The following is a 17,345-nucleotide window of genomic DNA, read 5'->3' on the forward strand; positions in this document are numbered from 1 at the left end:
CTAGAAGTTGATTGCTGCATAGAACATCGCAAAAAGCCCGTCCATCAGGATGACGACGAAAATCGCCTTCACCACCGAGGCCGTCACGTGCTGGCCGAGCGACTCCGCACTGCCACCGACCTTCAGCCCTTCGACGGCGGCGACGATGCCGATGACGAGCGCCATGAATGGCGCCTTGATCATACCCGACAGCACGGTCGACAGCGTAATCGCCTCGTGCAGTCGCGCCAGGAAATTGGCGAAGGTGATACCGGAATAGCCCCAGGCGACGACCGCAGCCCCCGCCAGCGAAGCGAAATTCGCCAATACCGTCAAAAGCGGCAGCGCGATGGTCAGCGCCACCAGCCGCGGGAAGATCAATACGCCGATCGGGTTAAGCCCCATCACCTTCAGCGCGTCGATTTCCTCGCGCATCTTCATCGAGCCGATTTCAGCCGTGATCGCGCTGCCGGAGCGCCCGGCGATCATGATCGAAGTCAGCAGCACGCCGATTTCGCGCAGCTGCAGAATGCCGACCAGATCGACGACGAAAACCTCCGCCCCGAAATAACGCAGCTGGAAAGCGCCCTGCTGGGCGATGATCGCGCCGATCAGAAACGACATCAGCAGGATGATCGGAACGGCGCGAACCCCCATATGATCGATCTGGTTGACGATGGAGGCCGGCGAGACGCCACTGCCGCGGCCGAGCTTCATCTGAGCGCCGCGCACCGCCGAACCCAGGATATACATCGAGGCAGCGAGATTATCCCAGATATCGTAAGTCATCTTGCCGATCGGCGCCAAGATGCGCGCGGCAAGCGAGACCTTCTCCTTCTGTTCCGGCTCCGGTTTGGCCGGTTCCTCGGAAAACATCTCCAGCATTTCATCGATATGCGGATTGGTGCCGACGAAGCGCACCGTGCGCCCGGCTGCTTCCTCCTCCTTCTTTAGCCGGCAAAGAAGCCAGATGCCGGCGGTATCGATCTCCGATATATCAGAGAGGTCGAGCGTCAGATTGCCGGTCTTCTCTCGCCGAAGCTTTTCGAAGTCGCGCAGCACAAGATGCACATAGGCGCTGCGCCAATTGCCGCTGAGACGAACATGCTGCCCCGAACCATCTGGCCGGTCGTCCACTTGCAGTGAGGCGGCGTTGCGATTCTCGGCGTTCAAGATACTTGTGTCTTTCAAGGCTTACGGCGACATTGCCGACTCGCGAAGCGGATCGCCGCCGGCGCGTCAATATACAGAAGCAACGTCCAATTTCCATGCTCGCAGGATAGCAATAATGCCGCGCACCCTCGATATCCAGATGAATTCCTTTCCGATTGCCGGGACCTTCACCATCTCGCGCGGCGCAAAGACTAAGGCCGAGGTCATTAGCTGCGAAGTCACGGAAGAATGCGCGCAAGGGCACGGCGAATGCGTGCCCTACCGCCGCTACGGCGAGACCATGGAGAGCGTCTTGGCCCAGATCGAGGCAGCGCGCCCGCTGATCGAATCCGGCATTTCGCGCGACGACCTCTTGTCGGCGATGCCGCCGGGTGCCGCACGCAACGCCGTGGATTGCGCTCTCTGGGATCTCGAAGCAAAACGGACGGGCCAAACGGTCGCCGCCCGCCTCGGCCTCACGGCGCTCAAACCGCTCACGACAGCCTACACCATCTCGCTCGGCGAGCCGGAAGTGATGGCCGCGCAGGCGCGCGAACATGCCGGTCGCGCTCTGCTCAAGGTCAAGGTGGGAACCAGCGACGATGAAAGCCGCATCCGCGCAGTCCGCGCGGCCGCACCCGATGCTGCGATCATTCTCGACGCCAATGAGGGCTGGCCGGAGGCGGTGCTGGAACGTCATCTGCAGATCGCCGCGGAGGCGGGCGTTGCCCTCGTCGAGCAACCGTTGCCGGCAGGCCGCGATGCGCTGCTTGCCGAAATCCGCCGCCCGCTGCTCGTCTGCGCCGACGAGAGTGTGCATCACACCGGAGACCTCGCAAGCCTTGCCGACCGTTATGATGCGATCAATATCAAGCTCGACAAGACAGGCGGCCTCACCGAGGCCTTGGCGATGAAGGCCGAAGCGGAGAGGCTCGGCTTTTCGATCATGATCGGTTGCATGGTCGGCACTTCGCTTGCGATGGCGCCAGCCATGCTGCTCGCGCAGGATGCCGATTTCGTCGATCTCGACGGCCCGCTGCTGCTTGCCCGCGACCGCCAACCCGGCCTGCGCTACGCCGCTTCCCTGGTCTTTCCGCCGGAAAGCACCCTCTGGGGCTGAAGATAGTAGGCTGAGATGACCAGCCCGAGGCCGGAAAGCGCGACGAGCGCCATGACGTAATAGCTGACAAGGCCGAGCCAGGCGTAGAGGTAGCCCGAAGCGATGGTCATCAACCCCATCGCCATGCCCACATAGAAGAAATAGGCGCCCTGCGCCGAGGCCTCCTGCGTTTCCTGCACCGTCGCCACGATTCTCCGCTGCACGCCGGTATGCACGAAGGCATAGGTGAAGCCATGGAAACATTGCAGCAGGAAGAAGCCGGCAAAGCCGGCATTCATGGGAAACAGGATCCAGCGGCAGACGCTGATGGCGCAGCCGAAGCGGATCAATGTCCAGGCATTGAAGCGCCGATTGAGACGCTTCGACAGAAAGAACACCGTCACCTCCGAAGCAACGCCGGCGCTCCAGAGCAAGCCGACCTCGGTGCCGGAAAAGCCGAGCTGATGCCAATAAATCGAGGAAAAAGCATTGAGCACCGCGTGGCTCGACTGCTGGATGGCAACTCCGATCAGGAGCAGCAGCAAATGTGGCTCGCGCAACCCGCTGCCGGTGGCGGCCGGCAGGTCGATCGGCTGGCCGCGCCGCCGTGTGGGCCCGATCCGCGGACAGAAGATCGCCATCGCCACCGTCATCGTGAAGCCGAACACCATGACGACGAGCACCATGCCGCCGCCCCCCCGGCCGATCAGCTGACCGCCGAGGAGCGTCGAGACGATGAAGGCAATCGAGCCCCATACGCGCATCGACCCATAATCGAGCCCCCAGCGGCGCACGCCTGAAATGACGATCGATTCGACCACGGGCACATAGGGCGCAAAGGTGGCGCCCTGCAGCGCGAAGACGATTGTCACCGGCCAAAAGCTGGTCGTCCAGTAAAGCGCGATCGCCGTCAGCAGCGACAGGCCACCCGACCAGAGCAGCACGGTGGCGCGCTCCTTCATGCGGTCGGCCACCATGGCGACGACAGGTGCCACCAAGACTCGAACCACCATCGGTATGGCGAGAATAATGCCGATTTCACGGTCACTGAAACTATGGGTTTGCAGCCAGACCGGGAAAAATGGCAGCACGACGCCATTGACGAGCAGCGGCGCGCAATAGGACAGCGCGCTGAGCAGCCGGAAGCGCGGCGGCGCTCCCTCACCCGGAGAATGTTGAGCGGGAATCATCGGTGGACCTGAAGGAAACTAGATGTTTTCCTAACACACCACCGCGGGGGGCGACCATTGCGAGAAATAGCCGTCCGGAAACGTTTTAGAAAATAAATTGGGCCTGTTACCTCGCGGTAACGGCTAAATTGCTGGCGAGCCGCCGCGACTGCGCCGGCTGTAAAATCACGCTGCCTGCGCGGCGAGTTCCGCCTCTTCGAGACGCTCGACTGCGGTAAGCGCCGGCACTGCGCTAGCAAGCGCTCGCCAGGTGATCAGTTCGAACGTGCCGTCCTCATGCTCTGCAACCGCTGTGCAGCTTTCCACCCAGTCGCCAGTGTTGATGTAACGGATGCCGTCCATCTCCTGGATGACGGCGTGGTGGATGTGGCCGCAGATCACCCCGTCGGCTCCGCTCTTGCGCGCCTCTTCAGCCACGACGCGTTCGAACTCGCCGATGAAATTGACCGCATGCTTGACCTGCAGCTTCGCCCAGGCGGAAAACGACCAATATGGCATGCCAAGGCGACGGCGTACGGCGGCGAGCAAGATGTTGATGCGGATTGCCGTATCATAGGCCCAGTCACCGAGATAGGCGAGCAGGCGGGCGTTGCGGACAACGACGTCGAACTCGTCGCCGTGCAGGATCAGGTATTTCTTGCCGTCCGCGCCGTCATGCATCATGTGCTCGACGACCTCGATGCCGCCGAAATGCATGCCCGGGAAGTCGCGCAAGAATTCGTCGTGATTGCCGGGGATGTAGACGACGCGCGTGCCCTTGCGCGCCTTACGCAGCAGTTTCTGGACGACGTCGTTGCAGACCTGCGGCCAGTACCAGCTGCGCTTCAGGCGCCAGCCGTCGACGATGTCGCCGACGAGCACGATCGTATCGGCTTCGTGGTAGCGCAGGAAATCCAGCAGGAAATCAGCCTTCGCGGCCTTCGAGCCGAGATGCACATCGGAAATGAAGAGCGTGCGGAAATGTCTGGGTTCCATCATGTCTGTCACGAACAGTGCTCGTGCCCCATCTTTCATCTAGCCTTCCAAAACCAGACTCGTGTTTCAGGAAGATGACAAGATGGGGAAAAGCCCTGCAAACCCGCCGTTCCGTCTGGATGGTAAACGCAGATCCCATCGAAGCTCGCAAGCGATATCGGAAATCCGATTATCCTAATTTCTCGCCGCGAGGTCCTGGATCTTTCCCGCATGCCGAGAATCAAATTTACAGCAGCTGCCGATCAAGGCGTAACCTGGGGGATATTGATGATGCGCGCCCGAACCGCGACAATAATGATTTCTATGGCACTGCTTGCCGGCTGTGCACCGACGCAGCAGGACTATGATGCGACAGTCACGCTACTTCAAGGCAGCGCGAGAGCGAGAAACGAGTTCGTCAAAGTGTGCACAAAGGATTTCGATGCAAATGCGCGGCGCGCCGCGGGGATCGTGACAAACGTCTCCGACAATGACGCTCCGAGGATCGCCTGCCAGCGATATCTGACGGCCGCGATCTCCGGTCGCGCTACGTATCAGGATCTGCTCGACATCAAGGCTCACCGGTTTACGCCAAAACTCATCAAGATCTTCCAGGGCCGCTGATAGCCCGGAAGACGCTCTCTCGCTTCTCGATTTGGAACCGAGTGAACAAGATCGACGGGCCAAGCGGATTGGGGGCAAGCGGCGACCAGACGCTACGCCCCTTTTCGGCCGGCAATATTGCCCTGCCGATCGAGCGCGTTCATGATGACAACGATTCCATGTCCGACAAAGCGGGATGGCCGATGCGTCTCTTTCTCGTTCGCCACGGCGAATCCCTCGGCAACATCAACGAACAGGCCTACCGCCAATTCGGCGATCATAATGTGCCGCTGACTGAATGGGGCTATCGCCAGGCGGCTGAGGCAGGCGCTGTCATCGCTTCGTACCTCAAAGGGCTGCCGAGCCAGGGATTCCAGAAGCTGCATATCTGGTATTCGCCCTTTCTGCGCACGCGCCAGAGCAAGGATGCGCTGCTCGAAGCGCTGCCGGAAAACTTCGTCGGCGATGTCAGGGAAGATTATCTTCTGCGCGAGCAGGATTTCGGCCTCTTCACCGAAATCTACGACCGTGCCGAGCAGAAGCAGAAATTCCCCGAAGAGTTCGAAAAATGGGCGAGGCTGCGCAACAATAGCGGCAAGTTCTATGCGCGGCCGCCGGACGGCGAAAGCCGGGCGGACGTGGCGCAGCGGGTGCGTCTCTTCCTTCAGACCGTCATGCGCGAGGCCGAAAACGGCGACCACAACGTCGCGATCGTCGGCCACGGCGTCACCAACCGGGCGGTCGAAATGAATCTCCTGCACCACTCCGTCGACTGGTTCGAGCGCTCCGACAATCCTGGGAATTCCGACGTTACGCTGATCGAGGGAACGCGTTTGCAGGGCTACGACACGATACCGCTGCACCAGGCCGCCGACCGGCAGCCGGGACAGGAGAACAAGCTGCGCGATGCCTATGGCGCTGACGTGACGATGACGCCGAAGCGCGGTGGGTAAACCGCTCCCCACGAGGGACCCTTGTGGGGAGCGGTTTTGGGCGGGGTCTTCTACGCTTCATCTATTCAAGCAGCTCGCACCGCCGCCATCGGCTTCACATTCTGATTCATCCGGAACAAATTGTTCGGATCATAGCGCAGCTTGATTTCCGAAAGGCGCGCATAATTAGCACCGTAGGCCATTTCGACCCGGTCGGTCTCGTCCTCAGGCATGAAGTTGATGTAGGCAGTGCCCACAGCATGCGGCTTGGTTGCCTCGAAAAGTTCGCGCGCCCAGCCGATGCAGTTTCCGTCCATCTCGGTTTCCCGCCAGCGTGCATGGACATTCATGACGAAATGCGAACTGCGCTGTGGAAATGCCGTGGCTTCGGTCGGCACGCGGCCGGCGGCGCCGCCGACATGGCCGATGAATATTTCGCATTCCGGCCCTGGCAGCTTCCGCACGGCATTGATGAGAATCTCGATCGCCGCATCGGAAAGGGAGGCGAAATCCTGGCTCTTCCAATAGTTACGGGCGCCGGGCGTTAGAAGCGGGTCGAATGCCTGCTGCCAGCCGATGAACGGCATCGGGCCGACAATGTCGGCGATCGGCTTTCCGATCCCGCGCAACCTCGCCGCCGCCTTTTCGCCCGCCGCCATGTCCCCGCAATAGCACATAGCAAGCACGACGATTTCCTTGCCGTGCCAATCGGCCGGCAGGAACGGCAGCGGCGGCGCCTGGCGCATTACCACCCAGCAGGTCAGCTCGTCGGGTGCTGTTTCCAGCGCCTCGCGATATTCCCTGAGAACGTTTTCCGCATCGGCGAAGGGATGCACGACCAGTCCGGCGAAAACTTCGGGCTGGAGCGGGTTGAGCTGGAATTCGAAGGAGGTCACGACGCCGAAATTGCCGCCGCCGCCGCGCAGCGCCCAGAACAGGTCCGGCCGCTCCGTCTCGCTCGCCTTCACCAGTTCGCCGTTGGCCGTCACCACATCGACCGAAATCAGATTGTCGAGGGTCAGCCCGAATTTCCGCGTGAGCCAGCCGAAACCACCGCCGAGCGTCAGGCCGGCTATGCCGGTCGTGGAATTAATGCCGGTTGGCAGTACCAGTCCGAATGCCAGCGTTTCCTTGTCGACGTCGCCGAGCGTCGCGCCCGGCTCGATCCTGGCCCGGCGCGTCTCGGGATCGACCCGCACGGACTTCATCGGCGACAGATCAATGACGACACCACCTTCGCAGACCGCGTTGCCGGCAATGCCGTGCCCGCCGCCGCGCACTGAAACCAGCAGATTGTTATCGCGTGCAAGGCGCACTGCGCGCACAACATCAGCCGCCCCTGCGCAGCGCGCAATCAGACCCGGCCGGCGATCGATCATCGCATTCCAGATCGCCCGCGCCTCGCCGTAATTCATGTCTTTGCTGGTCAGGAGACTGCCGCGAAAACCGGCGGCAAACGCATCCATGGCCACGTCGTTGACCGTCGTCTGACCCCGTTGCAGGGTCGTGAGGTTCAAATTGTCCATGATTTCCTCCATGCGACCGGCGCCCCGCACCGTCGCGGGCCGCATCTTGCGCTCGCACGAGGCGTCAAACAAGTTTTCCAAAAGGATTAGTACCGGCGATTGCCCATGACATAGTAGGAAACGCCGTCTCGCGAAAACTTCTCCCATCCCTCATTTCCATACTGTCGCCTGTATCCGATTGATGTATGGAGGGAACTCCAGAAAAAGACGTGCACGGAGGCGGCAATGGATCACCAGGATAAATCCAAGACGGACAAGAACGCACCGGGCGGCGATCTCGACGAACAGGCGCTATTTTTCCACCGCTACCCCCGCCCCGGCAAGCTGGAGATCCAGGCGACCAAGCCGCTCGGCAACCAGCGCGACCTGGCGCTTGCCTATTCGCCGGGCGTTGCCGCTCCCTGCCTCGCCATCCGTGACAACCCTGAAATGGCGGCCGAATATACCTCGCGCGCCAATCTCGTCGCCGTCATTTCCAACGGCACCGCCGTGCTCGGACTCGGGAATATCGGCCCGCTCGCTTCCAAGCCTGTCATGGAGGGCAAGGCCGTGCTCTTCAAGAAATTCGCCGGCATCGACGTTTTCGACATCGAGATCGATGCGGCGAGCGTCGAGCAGATGGTTTCGACCGTCTCATCGCTGGAGCCGACCTTCGGCGGCATCAACCTGGAAGACATCAAGGCGCCGGAATGTTTCGAGGTCGAGCGGCGCCTGCGCGAGAAGATGAAGATCCCGGTCTTCCACGACGACCAGCACGGCACGGCGATCATTGTCGCCGCCGCTATCCTGAACGGGCTGGAACTCGCCGGCAAAGCCATCGAGAACGTCAAGATCGTTGCCTCGGGCGCGGGTGCTGCCGCCCTTGCCTGCCTCAATTTGCTGGTGACCCTCGGCGCCAAGCGCGAAAACATCTGGGTCCACGATATCGAAGGCCTCGTCTATGAGGGCCGCACCGAACTGATGGACGAATGGAAGTCCGTCTATGCCCAGAAGAGCGACACCCGCACGCTCGCCGAAAATATCGGCGGCGCTGATGTCTTCTTGGGTCTCTCGGCCGCCGGCGTCCTGAAACCGGAGCTGCTGGCGCAAATGGCCGACAAGCCGCTGATCATGGCGCTCGCCAATCCGACTCCGGAGATCATGCCGGATCTCGCCCGCGCCGCCCGTCCCGATGCGATGATCTGCACCGGCCGCTCGGACTTTGCCAACCAGGTCAACAACGTCCTCTGCTTCCCCTACATCTTCCGCGGCGCGCTCGATTGCGGCGCCGAGACGATCAATGAGGAAATGAAGATGGCGGCCGTGCGCGCCATCGCAGCGCTTGCCCGCGAAGAACCCTCCGACGTCGCTGCGCGCGCCTATTCCGGCGAGACCCCGGTCTTCGGGGCCGACTATCTGATCCCTTCCCCTTTCGATCCGCGCCTCATCCTGCGCATCGCCCCTGCCGTCGCCAAGGCCGCCGAACAGAGCGGCGTCGCACGCCGCCCGATCCAGGATTTCGACGCCTATCTCGATCAGCTGAACCGTTTCGTCTTCCGTTCCGGCTTCGTCATGAAGCCGATCTTCACGGCGGCAAAGGCCGCCGAACACAAGCGCGTCATATTCTCAGAAGGCGAGGACGAGCGCGTGCTGCGCGCCGCCCAGGTGCTGCTTGAGGAAGGCTTGGCCAAACCGATCCTGATCGGCCGCCCGCAGGTCATCGAGACACGCCTCAAGCGCTACGGTCTGCGCATCCGGCCGTTGCAGGATTTCGAAGTCATCAATCCGGAAGACGATCCGCGCTTCCGCGAATATGTCGATCTCTATTTCTCGCTCGTCGGCCGGCGTGGTGTCATCCCCGAGGCCGCCCGCACCATCGTGCGCACCAACACGACCGTCATCGGCGCGCTGGCGCTGAGGCGCGGCGAGGCCGATGCGCTGATCTGCGGCCTCGAAGGCCGTTACGAGAAACACCTGCGCGACGTGCGCCAGATCATCGGCAAGCGCAAGGATGTCCGCGATTTCTCAGCCCTCAGCCTGATGATCTCACAGCGCGGCGCCACCTTCTTCACGGACACCTACGTCACCTTCAATCCGAGCGCCGAAGAGATCGCAGAGGCGACTGTCATGGCTGCCGAGGAAATCCGCCGCTTCGGCATCACCCCGCGCGCCGCCCTCGTCTCGCATTCCAACTTCGGCTCACGCGAATCCGAAAGCGCCACGAAAATGCGCAATGCCCTGCAGCTCGTGCGCGATGCTGCCCCGGATCTCGAAGTCGACGGCGAAATGCACGGCGAGAGCGCGATCACCGAAGCGCTGCGCAAGCGCGTCATGCCGCACACCACGCTGCACGACGAGGCAAACCTGCTCGTCTTCCCCAACCTCGACGCCGCCAACATCACGCTCGGTGTGGTCAAGTCGATGACCGACGGCCTGCATGTTGGCCCGATTCTGCTCGGCGCCGCCATGCCCGCGCACATCCTCGCGCCCTCTGTCACCTCGCGCGGCGTCGTCAACATGGCAGCGCTCGCCGTCGTCGAGGCATCGCAGCCGGCATAAGCCGGCATTGCGACCAGGAGATTCACGGATAACCAACACTCGCCGAGATATTTCGCAAGTGCTGGCATCCAGCCGCGTTTTACCTCGGCGTTACGTCGAAGCCGAACCACTTCTGCGATAGCTTGACGATCGTGCCGTCTGCCTTGGCTGCTGCGATCGCATCGTTGAACATAGCTTTGAGTTTCGTATCCTCCTTACGCAGACCAACTGAGCTGCCTCGGCCGAGCATGCCGCCCTGGAAACGAGGGCCAGTGACGATCAAATCCTCGTTGCCCGGCTTTGCCGCCGCTGTCGAAAGATATGCCATGGAGGCCATGACGAGGTCGACGCGACCGGCCTTAAGATCGAGATCGTGCTGTTCGGTCGTCTTGTACTCACGGACATCAACGACGCCCTTCAAATATTTGTCGAGGAAGGTCGCGGCGATCGATGCAGTCTGCACGCCGATTGTCTTACCCTTGAGCAACGGCTCGATCTGCTTCAGCGCGGCCACAGCGCCGGCCTCATCGGTGGCGAGCGAAAATACCTCGCCCTTCAAAGGCAGATTGGCAAGCGGCGAGTCTTTCAATGTCGCAAAGGTCTGACCCGTCGTGCCGTAGGAATCGCTGAAGGCAATGACCTCCTCGCGCTTGGCGGTTGCAGACATCCCCGAAATGATTGCGTCGAACTTTCCAGCGTTGAGAGCCGGGATCATGCCGTCAAAAGGCTGGATCACGGTCGTGCATTCGACCTTCATATGAGCGCAAAAATACTTGATCAGCTCGATTTCGTACCCGTCAAGGCTACCGTCTGCCTTGGTGAAGTTCCACGGCCGAAACGCTCCCTCGGTCGCAATCGTCACATGCGTCCAGTTCTTCTCCTCGGCGCGTGCCGCCGTCGAAACGGCTAAGCTGGCGACCATAGTGATCGCGGCCATGATTGCGGTCAGGTATTTCATACTAAGTTCCCCTTCTTGATTGAGCTTGATGAACTATTGATTGATGAACTGGCGGAAGCGCTCCGACTTCGAATTCGAGAAGACATCCTGAGGTTTGCCCTCTTCCTCGACCACGCCCTTGTGTAAAAAGACGACGCGGCTGGAAACGTCGCGCGCAAATCCCATCTCATGTGTGACGACCAGCATGGTGCGTCCTTCTTCCGCCAAGGCGCGCATGACGCGTAGGACCTCTCCTACAAGCTCCGGATCGAGCGCCGATGTCGGTTCATCGAAGAGCATCACCTTTGGATGCATGGCGAGGGCGCGGGCAATGGCGGCGCGCTGCTGCTGACCGCCGGAAAGATGAGCGGGATAGAAATTGCGTTTATCGGCGATGCCGACTTTGGCCAGCAACGCTTCAGCTTCGTCGATGCATTCGGCGCGTGAACGCCGCTGAACATGGATCGGTGCCTCGATAAGGTTTTCGAGGACCGTCTTGTGAGACCAGAGATTGAAACTCTGGAACACCATTCCGAGCCGAGAGCGGATACGATCGACCTGCTTTCGATCCGCCGGGCGATGCACACCGCCGGCGTTGCGCTGCATCGAGATCGTTTCGCCGGCGACAGTCACTTCACCCGAATCCGGCGTTTCCAGCAGATTAATGCAACGCAGGAACGTCGATTTCCCGGAACCCGACGAGCCGATAATGGAAACGACATCGCCTTCCAGAGCATCAAGCGAGATGCCTCTGATGACCTGGAGAGGTCCGAAGCTCTTGTGCATGTCGCGCACGCTGAGTGCGATTTGTGTGGCCGTCATCGATGCTCTCCTGCAGGGGTCGCTATGGTGCTGCTCTCTCGGCTGACGGGACCGGGAGCGCGCAAATGCGAGCTAAGTCTGTACTCGGCGAATTGAATGAGACGCGTCAGCAAGAAATTGAGGGCGAGGTAGATGGCCCCGGAGACGACGAAGACCTCGATTGCCCGGTAGGTCTCGGAGATGATCTTGGCGGCGACTCCGGTTACCTCCATCAGCGTAATGATCGAGGCAAGTGACGTCGCCTTGACCATCGATATCATCTCGTTGCCGTATCCGGGCAATGCCTGCCGGATTGCCAGCGGCAGGACGATCCGGCGAAACAACAGGAAGCGATGCATGCCGCAAGCGCGGGCAGCCTCAATTTGACCGTGTGGTACCGAGAGCAGGCCGCCGCGAATGATCTCGCTGGCGTAGGCGGCTGTATTCAAGGTCAGCGCCAGCACCGCGCACCAGTAAGGATCGCGGAGAAACGGCCAGAAGACGCTGTGCCGCACGGCTGGAAACTGGCCGAGACCGTAATAGATAAGAAATATCTGCACCAACAGGGGCGTGCCGCGGAAGATGAAGACATAGAGCCGCGCGAACCAATCGAGCGCGGCAACGCCGGAGAGGCGGGCAAGCGCCAGCAACAGGGCCAGAATGGCACCAAGGCAGATCGAAGTCACGGCAAGCTCGATCGTCAGCGGAATTGCGGCGACCAGGCTCACAAATGTTTCGTTGAGAAACTGCCAATCCATCATCCGCTCCTCCCCACGCCGCGCGACAGGCGCCGCTCCGCCTGCTGGAGAAGGATGCTCGAAACAGTCGAGATCATCAGATAGATCGCGCCGGCCATCAGGTAGAAATCGAATGGCAGCCCGGTCGATCCAGCGCCGACCTGCGCCTGGCGCAGGAGTTCGGCAACACCGGTGATCGATACCAGTGCCGACTCCTTCAGGACGACCTGCCAGACATTACCGAGACCGGGAAGCGCGTGACGCAGGGTCAGCGGCGCAACGATCCGCCGCAGGCGAAGCCAGCGCCGCATGCCGCAGGCAATAGCCGCCTCGATCTCACCCGGATGGACCGCCCTGAATCCACCTCGCAGCACTTCCGTGAACTGAGCGCCGGAGGTGACGCCCACGGCGAGGGAGCCGGCAAGAAAGCCCGGAAAGCCGAGGAAACCTTCGGCGCCGAAAAGCCGGCCGACCGCCGTAACCACGGCGCTGCCGCCGAAATAGAAGAGGTAGATGACCAGCAGATCGGGAATGCCCCGCAGCACCGTCGTATAAGCATCGGCGGCCGCGCGAGCAAAACCGTTGCCGGCAATCTTGGCCCATGCCCCAAGGGTCCCGATGCAGGCGCCGACGGCATAGCCGGCGATTGCAACAAGGATGGTCATCCAGGCTCCGGCCAGAAGAGCATGGCCCCAGCCATCCGCACCGAAGCCGGCAAGCTCAAAAAAACCAGGCTGGCTCATGATGCTGCTCCGGAAGAGCATGTTTTTGCAGCAACTGACATTGTCATAGCCTCTGCTGAGCATGATGCACCGAAAAGGCGCTTAGGGAGCGTCAAAGGTCGGTGTCAGGTCGATCTTGCTCCATTTTTCCGAGAGCTGCCTGATCGTGCCATCCTTGGCGGCTTGCCTGATTGCGTCATCAAATTTGGCCTTCAGATCGGTCTCGCCCTTGCGCATGCCGAGTGCGACTTCGGTAGCCAACATCGCGCCTTTCACCAGCGGGCCGGACATCATCAGATCGTCATTGCCGGGCTTGCCGAGCACGGAGGTTTCATAAACGCCGCTATCGAAGCCTGCATCGATGCGCCCGGCCTTCAGATCGAGGTCGCGCTCGCCGGAATTCTTGTAGGCGCGCACTGTTACGTCGGAGCCGAAATAGGCGTTGATCAACTGCTCCTGGCTGGTCGACTGGACGACGCCGACGGTCTTGCCTTTGAGGGCTTGGCCGATTGCGGCCATCACCGGATCTGCCTTGGACTTGTCGTTCAAATTCAGCCGCTCGCCGGCCATCGGCAGAGGGGACACCGGCCCGTCCTTCAGAAGCAGGAAGCTCGCGACCCCGCTCGCGTAGGGCACGGTGAAATCGACCACCTGCTTCCGCTTCTCGTTGATGCCGAGAGTCATCACCAGATCGAATTTTCCAGCATTGAGGCTGGGGATCATCGCATTCCAATCGCCTGCGATGAGTTCGCAGTCGGCTTTGGCGCGTTTGCACAGGTCATTGATGAGGTCGACGTCGAAGCCGGCCAGCTTGCCGCTGGAATCCATGAGGTTCCAGGGCGGGAAAGCCCCTTCGATGCCGACCTTGACATGCGTCCAGTCCTTGGCGCCGGCAGCGAATGAAGTCAGGAAGGCAATGGCGCCGAACAAAACGGTAGGCAGAATTCCATTTTTCATTTTCTGTTCCCCTTTTGGCGGCCAAATGGCCGCTTGTTAGTTCTGCAGTATGGCTGCGTCAGTCCACCAGGGCCGCGCACAAAGCCGCGTTGGCTTCCCTCAGTGCATGGACCAGGCGATTTCTCGTCTGGCGGGCATGAACAGCATAGAAAGGCATGTCTGGCGATCCGACGGGCTGCGCGGCCAAGGCTCGCAGCCCCTCAAGTGACGGCCAGGCCGGGTGCGGGAGGGCGGAATCATGATGAAAGCGCTCGCCGCTCGTATAGTTCAGCGGCACGAGATGGCGGCCGGCGCGCATCAGCGATGCGTCGACGCGCGCCGCCTTTGCCGGAGACAGGTCCTTCGTCTCCAATACGGCTTTCGCGTAGCTCCCCAACTCGTCGACTGCGTTTGCGAGAGCCGAAATGTCGATACGCCCAGAAAGCTCAGCCTGCAGTTGCGCGAGTTGTTCGCCGAGGGCGGTGGCGTAAACGGTATAGTCAAGTGGCAGGACCGGCGAAGTCAGCAGGCTCCAAAGTGTCTTCGTCACGATCAGCGTGTCCCGGCTCAGATTCTCAAGATCAATGTGCTCTGCCGTGTCGTGCGGCGTGTGCCACCACCAACCGAGCGCTGTCAGCGTTTTGACAGGCCCCGGCGGCTGATGGCTGAGGCTGCCGAACATCGAGGGGATGCCGACACCCCAGAATGAATGATCCGCGGCTCTGCCATGCCGCCTGCCGGCATGCCTTTGTCCGGTGACGTTCTCGATCACCTCAAGCGCCAGCGGCTTCAACTCATCGATGACACCGGAATTGGTGAGGACGGTTGCGCCCTCGCCGCCCGTGGAATCGACATTGACATGCACGGCGCAGCGGCGATCGAGCTCGTCGAAAAATTCGTCCGCATACCAGGCCGAGCCGGAATAGCGACCTTGCGAATGGCCTGACCAGAAGCAGATGCGCAGGCCGCGTCGCCAATCACTCGCATGAAGGGCAAGCAAGCGTGCCGCCTCCAGCATAGTCGCGTTCGCGCCGCCATTGTCCATGACGCCAAAATGCCAGGTGTCATGATGGCCCGAAAACAGTACGAACGGTTTGTCCTCGCCTGCCGGCTGAAGCTCTGCAACAAGCAGCGGCGTCCTGCGCCAGCCGGTGTCGACCTCTGCCGTGAGCGTCGCACGGACCTTCTGGCCGCGCGCGAGCCAGTCGCGCAGGCGCACTCCATCTTCCCGCGCGATGGTGCAGATCACTGTTTTCGGCAGATGGGCGCGCGTGTGTTGCGACGGGCTGCCCCAGACCGGCGACACGCACATTTCGTAGAGATGCTCATTCGGGCTGACATGGATTTCGCCGAGGGCGCCGGCCGCGCTTGCCAACGCGGCGACTTCCTCCGTCGCAATCCCGTCGACCAGGACGATCTTGCCGGCCAAGTCCTTGCCGACGAAATCGGCTCCCTTGCCGTCGCCGACATATTCAAGGTCTCCGCTGATGCCCGCTGCAGCCGTCGAAACCGACATCGAATGGGTAATGCAACGGAGGTCTTCGCCTTCGACCCCGACCTTCGCCGGGCCGGGCAGGCTGATGAATGCATCATGTGACAGCAGCTGCGTTCCGTATCCGTAGCTCTCCATCTGCGCCTGAAGATAATGAAAGCTCTCGAGCTCCTCCGGCGTTCCGGACAATTTCACCCGACGGGCAAACTCGCGGATATGCGCCATCAGGCGTTCACGGTCGGGCAGCAGGTCGGGGTTAGGCATCAGCCTTCTCCGGCAATGGCGGCTTAACGTCATCCGGTATCGGATTGACGAAAGGCGTACGCTCCAGACGCGCCCTGTGATCGGCCTTGGCAGCTTCGATCAATGCGGGGTTACCGATGAGATCGGCGGCCGTGCTCGCCATCACCTTGGCGGCGTGTTCGGTTCCCTTGTGGGCAGCCGGCAGTTTCCCTTGCGCAACCAGCTGCCAGGAGTGTCCGGGCGTACCGACAGCGTAGGTAGCCCCTCGCATCTGCACGGTCGGCACCACCCAGCTGACCGTCCCGACATCGGTGGAGCCGACCAGAGTGCCGTCACCGGCATTCAACGGAAAAATCTCCTCACAGAGCGGCTGGTCGTCTTTCGGTTTCAGTCCGAAACGACCATAAGACGCGGCGATATCCTCTGCGTTGAAGGTCTGCTGGAACTTGCGGGCCGTTTCTCGGTCGGCATCGTCAAACACTGGTGGGCCAAGCCGCTGCAGATGGGCAAACATGCACTCTTCGAGTGGTGTATTGCCAACGAGATTGGCATCCCCGCTGACAATTTCACTCCGGACCGTCGTCTCGGTCATCAGGGCAGCACCTTCGGCAACTTTCTTGACGCGGGCAACCAGAGACAGGAGTTCCGGCAGGGTCCTTGCACGGACGAGATAGCGTACCGTCGCGCGTGCCTGCACGACGTTAGGCGCCCCACCGCCCGCGTCAGTGATGGCATAGTGGATACGCGCGGTGGAAGGCATGTGCTCGCGCATATAATTGACGCCTACATTCATCAGTTCCACTGCATCGAGAGCGCTGCGGCCGAGATGCGGCGTCGCGGAAGCATGCGACGCCCGCCCCGAAAAATGGAAGTTGATCTCATTGCAGGCGAGCGAGATGGGATTGTTGACGCCGGCAAAGGCTGCCGGATGCCAGGAGATCGCGATATCCACGTCGTCGAAAACGCCGGCGCGCACCATGAAACCCTTCGAAGAGCCGCCTTCCTCCGCGGGGCAGCCATAATAGCGCACCCTTCCCATCAAGCCGCTTTCGGCAAGGAAATCCTTCATCGCAGCGGCAGCGAGCATGGATCCGGCGCCCAGCATATTATGGCCGCAGCCGTGACCATTGCCGCCGTCGACCAAGGGCCGCTGCTCGGCAATACCGGCTTCCTGGCTCAATCCCGGCAGCGCATCGAACTCGCCAAGGATTGCGATGACCGGGCCACCCTCGCCCGCCTCTCCCATGACCGCCGTCGGCAACCCGGCAATGCCGCGCTCGACACGAAAGCCCTCTCTTTCCAGCATGCGGGCGTGCTCTTCGGCAGATTGATGTTCGAGGTAATTGGTCTCGGGAATATCCCAGATGCGGTCACTCAACTCAAAGAACGCCGCGCGCTTTCTCTCGACGATTTCCCAGACCGCATCGGAGTTCTGCATGGATTTACAACCCGCCTCGCATAATGGTAATCAAATTGGCGCCAATTTTATGCTCCAATTAAATCGGGCACGCAAGCCATGAGCTGG

Annotated in this window: 15 protein-coding genes; 4 read left to right on the top strand and 11 right to left on the bottom strand. The window is 61.1% G+C overall.

Annotation, left to right across the window (positions count from 1 at the left end):
* On the bottom strand, positions 1-1,170 hold the full coding sequence (locus AC13QO_RS05720) for an MlaE family lipid ABC transporter permease subunit (RefSeq protein WP_285193821.1): 1,170 nt from the start codon (positions 1,168-1,170) through the stop codon (positions 1-3).
* Positions 1,171-1,267: 97 nt separating this feature from the next.
* On the opposite strand from AC13QO_RS05720, the gene dgcA reads away from it, so the two are divergent.
* Entirely contained in the window at positions 1,268-2,251 is a 984-nt protein-coding gene (dgcA, locus tag AC13QO_RS05725; protein ID WP_285193822.1) for an N-acetyl-D-Glu racemase DgcA, read from the top strand.
* On the opposite strand, the gene AC13QO_RS05730 is transcribed toward dgcA, so the two are convergent.
* Positions 2,203-3,420: an MFS transporter gene (locus AC13QO_RS05730; protein WP_285193823.1), complete on the bottom strand. Its 1,218-nt coding sequence runs from the start codon at positions 3,418-3,420 to the stop codon at positions 2,203-2,205. The genes dgcA and AC13QO_RS05730 overlap by 49 nt on opposite strands.
* 165 nt (positions 3,421-3,585) lie before the next feature.
* Entirely contained in the window at positions 3,586-4,398 is an 813-nt protein-coding gene (locus AC13QO_RS05735) for a UDP-2,3-diacylglucosamine diphosphatase (RefSeq protein WP_488540115.1), read from the bottom strand.
* Between the two features lie 267 nt (positions 4,399-4,665).
* On the opposite strand from AC13QO_RS05735, the gene AC13QO_RS05740 reads away from it, so the two are divergent.
* Together AC13QO_RS05740 and AC13QO_RS05745 are read left to right on the top strand one after the other, a co-directional pair.
* Positions 4,666-4,998: a hypothetical protein gene (locus tag AC13QO_RS05740; protein WP_085780089.1), complete on the top strand. Its 333-nt coding sequence runs from the start codon at positions 4,666-4,668 to the stop codon at positions 4,996-4,998.
* A 182-nt stretch (positions 4,999-5,180) separates the two neighbouring features.
* Positions 5,181-5,930 carry a histidine phosphatase family protein gene (locus tag AC13QO_RS05745; protein WP_488540183.1) on the top strand — a complete coding sequence of 250 codons (750 nt, stop codon included), beginning with the start codon at positions 5,181-5,183 and terminating at the stop codon, positions 5,928-5,930.
* A gap of 65 nt (positions 5,931-5,995) precedes the next feature.
* Here the strand turns inward: AC13QO_RS05745 and AC13QO_RS05750 are convergent, their stop codons facing one another.
* Complete coding sequence (locus AC13QO_RS05750) at positions 5,996-7,435, bottom strand: FAD-binding oxidoreductase (RefSeq protein WP_488540116.1); 1,440 nt, start codon at positions 7,433-7,435, stop codon at positions 5,996-5,998.
* A gap of 225 nt (positions 7,436-7,660) precedes the next feature.
* Between AC13QO_RS05750 and AC13QO_RS05755 the strand changes: the two genes are divergently transcribed.
* A complete protein-coding gene (locus tag AC13QO_RS05755) occupies positions 7,661-9,973 on the top strand; it encodes an NADP-dependent malic enzyme (protein ID WP_488540117.1) in 2,313 nt (770 codons plus the stop codon).
* Positions 9,974-10,052: 79 nt separating this feature from the next.
* Here the strand turns inward: AC13QO_RS05755 and AC13QO_RS05760 are convergent, their stop codons facing one another.
* The 7 genes from AC13QO_RS05760 to AC13QO_RS05790 all read right to left on the bottom strand — a co-directional run bounded on the left by AC13QO_RS05760 (position 10,053) and on the right by AC13QO_RS05790 (position 17,258).
* Entirely contained in the window at positions 10,053-10,910 is an 858-nt protein-coding gene (locus tag AC13QO_RS05760; RefSeq protein ID WP_488540118.1) for a transporter substrate-binding domain-containing protein, read from the bottom strand.
* Between the two features lie 33 nt (positions 10,911-10,943).
* Positions 10,944-11,711: an ABC transporter ATP-binding protein gene (locus AC13QO_RS05765; RefSeq protein WP_488540119.1), complete on the bottom strand. Its 768-nt coding sequence runs from the start codon at positions 11,709-11,711 to the stop codon at positions 10,944-10,946.
* Entirely contained in the window at positions 11,708-12,448 is a 741-nt protein-coding gene (locus AC13QO_RS05770) for an ABC transporter permease (protein WP_488540120.1), read from the bottom strand. The genes AC13QO_RS05765 and AC13QO_RS05770 overlap by 4 nt, the downstream gene beginning before the upstream one ends.
* Complete coding sequence (locus AC13QO_RS05775) at positions 12,448-13,170, bottom strand: ABC transporter permease (RefSeq protein ID WP_488540121.1); 723 nt, start codon at positions 13,168-13,170, stop codon at positions 12,448-12,450. Before AC13QO_RS05775 ends, AC13QO_RS05770 begins: the two co-directional genes overlap by 1 nt.
* An 81-nt stretch (positions 13,171-13,251) precedes the next feature.
* Positions 13,252-14,106, bottom strand: a complete 855-nt coding sequence (locus AC13QO_RS05780) for a transporter substrate-binding domain-containing protein (protein WP_488540122.1) — start codon at positions 14,104-14,106, stop codon at positions 13,252-13,254.
* Between the two features lie 58 nt (positions 14,107-14,164).
* Positions 14,165-15,841 (bottom strand): M28 family metallopeptidase, encoded by a 1,677-nt coding sequence (locus AC13QO_RS05785; RefSeq protein WP_488540123.1) that lies wholly within the window; start codon positions 15,839-15,841, stop codon positions 14,165-14,167.
* Positions 15,834-17,258, bottom strand: coding sequence for a M20 family metallopeptidase (locus tag AC13QO_RS05790; protein ID WP_488540124.1), 1,425 nt, complete (start codon positions 17,256-17,258; stop codon positions 15,834-15,836). The genes AC13QO_RS05785 and AC13QO_RS05790 overlap by 8 nt, the downstream gene beginning before the upstream one ends.
* Between the last annotated feature and the right edge of the window lie 87 nt (positions 17,259-17,345).

The organism is Rhizobium sp. CNPSo 3670, from assembly GCF_057784555.1.

Bases quoted from the DNA above. Each gene is read 5' to 3' on its own strand.
- dgcA (WP_285193822.1), top strand. From the start codon at position 1,268: ATGCCGCGCACCCTCGATATCCAGATGAATTCCTTTCCGATTGCCGGG.
- AC13QO_RS05730 (WP_285193823.1), bottom strand. From the start codon at position 3,420: ATGATTCCCGCTCAACATTCTCCGGGTGAGGGAGCGCCGCCGCGCTTC.
- AC13QO_RS05735 (WP_488540115.1), bottom strand. From the start codon at position 4,398: ATGATGGAACCCAGACATTTCCGCACGCTCTTCATTTCCGATGTGCAT.
- AC13QO_RS05740 (WP_085780089.1), top strand. From the start codon at position 4,666: ATGCGCGCCCGAACCGCGACAATAATGATTTCTATGGCACTGCTTGCC.
- AC13QO_RS05745 (WP_488540183.1), top strand. From the start codon at position 5,181: ATGCGTCTCTTTCTCGTTCGCCACGGCGAATCCCTCGGCAACATCAAC.
- AC13QO_RS05750 (WP_488540116.1), bottom strand. From the start codon at position 7,435: ATGGACAATTTGAACCTCACGACCCTGCAACGGGGTCAGACGACGGTC.
- AC13QO_RS05755 (WP_488540117.1), top strand. From the start codon at position 7,661: ATGGATCACCAGGATAAATCCAAGACGGACAAGAACGCACCGGGCGGC.
- AC13QO_RS05760 (WP_488540118.1), bottom strand. From the start codon at position 10,910: ATGAAATACCTGACCGCAATCATGGCCGCGATCACTATGGTCGCCAGC.
- AC13QO_RS05765 (WP_488540119.1), bottom strand. From the start codon at position 11,711: ATGACGGCCACACAAATCGCACTCAGCGTGCGCGACATGCACAAGAGC.
- AC13QO_RS05770 (WP_488540120.1), bottom strand. From the start codon at position 12,448: ATGGATTGGCAGTTTCTCAACGAAACATTTGTGAGCCTGGTCGCCGCA.
- AC13QO_RS05775 (WP_488540121.1), bottom strand. From the start codon at position 13,170: ATGAGCCAGCCTGGTTTTTTTGAGCTTGCCGGCTTCGGTGCGGATGGC.
- AC13QO_RS05780 (WP_488540122.1), bottom strand. From the start codon at position 14,106: ATGAAAAATGGAATTCTGCCTACCGTTTTGTTCGGCGCCATTGCCTTC.
- AC13QO_RS05785 (WP_488540123.1), bottom strand. From the start codon at position 15,841: ATGCCTAACCCCGACCTGCTGCCCGACCGTGAACGCCTGATGGCGCAT.
- AC13QO_RS05790 (WP_488540124.1), bottom strand. From the start codon at position 17,258: ATGCAGAACTCCGATGCGGTCTGGGAAATCGTCGAGAGAAAGCGCGCG.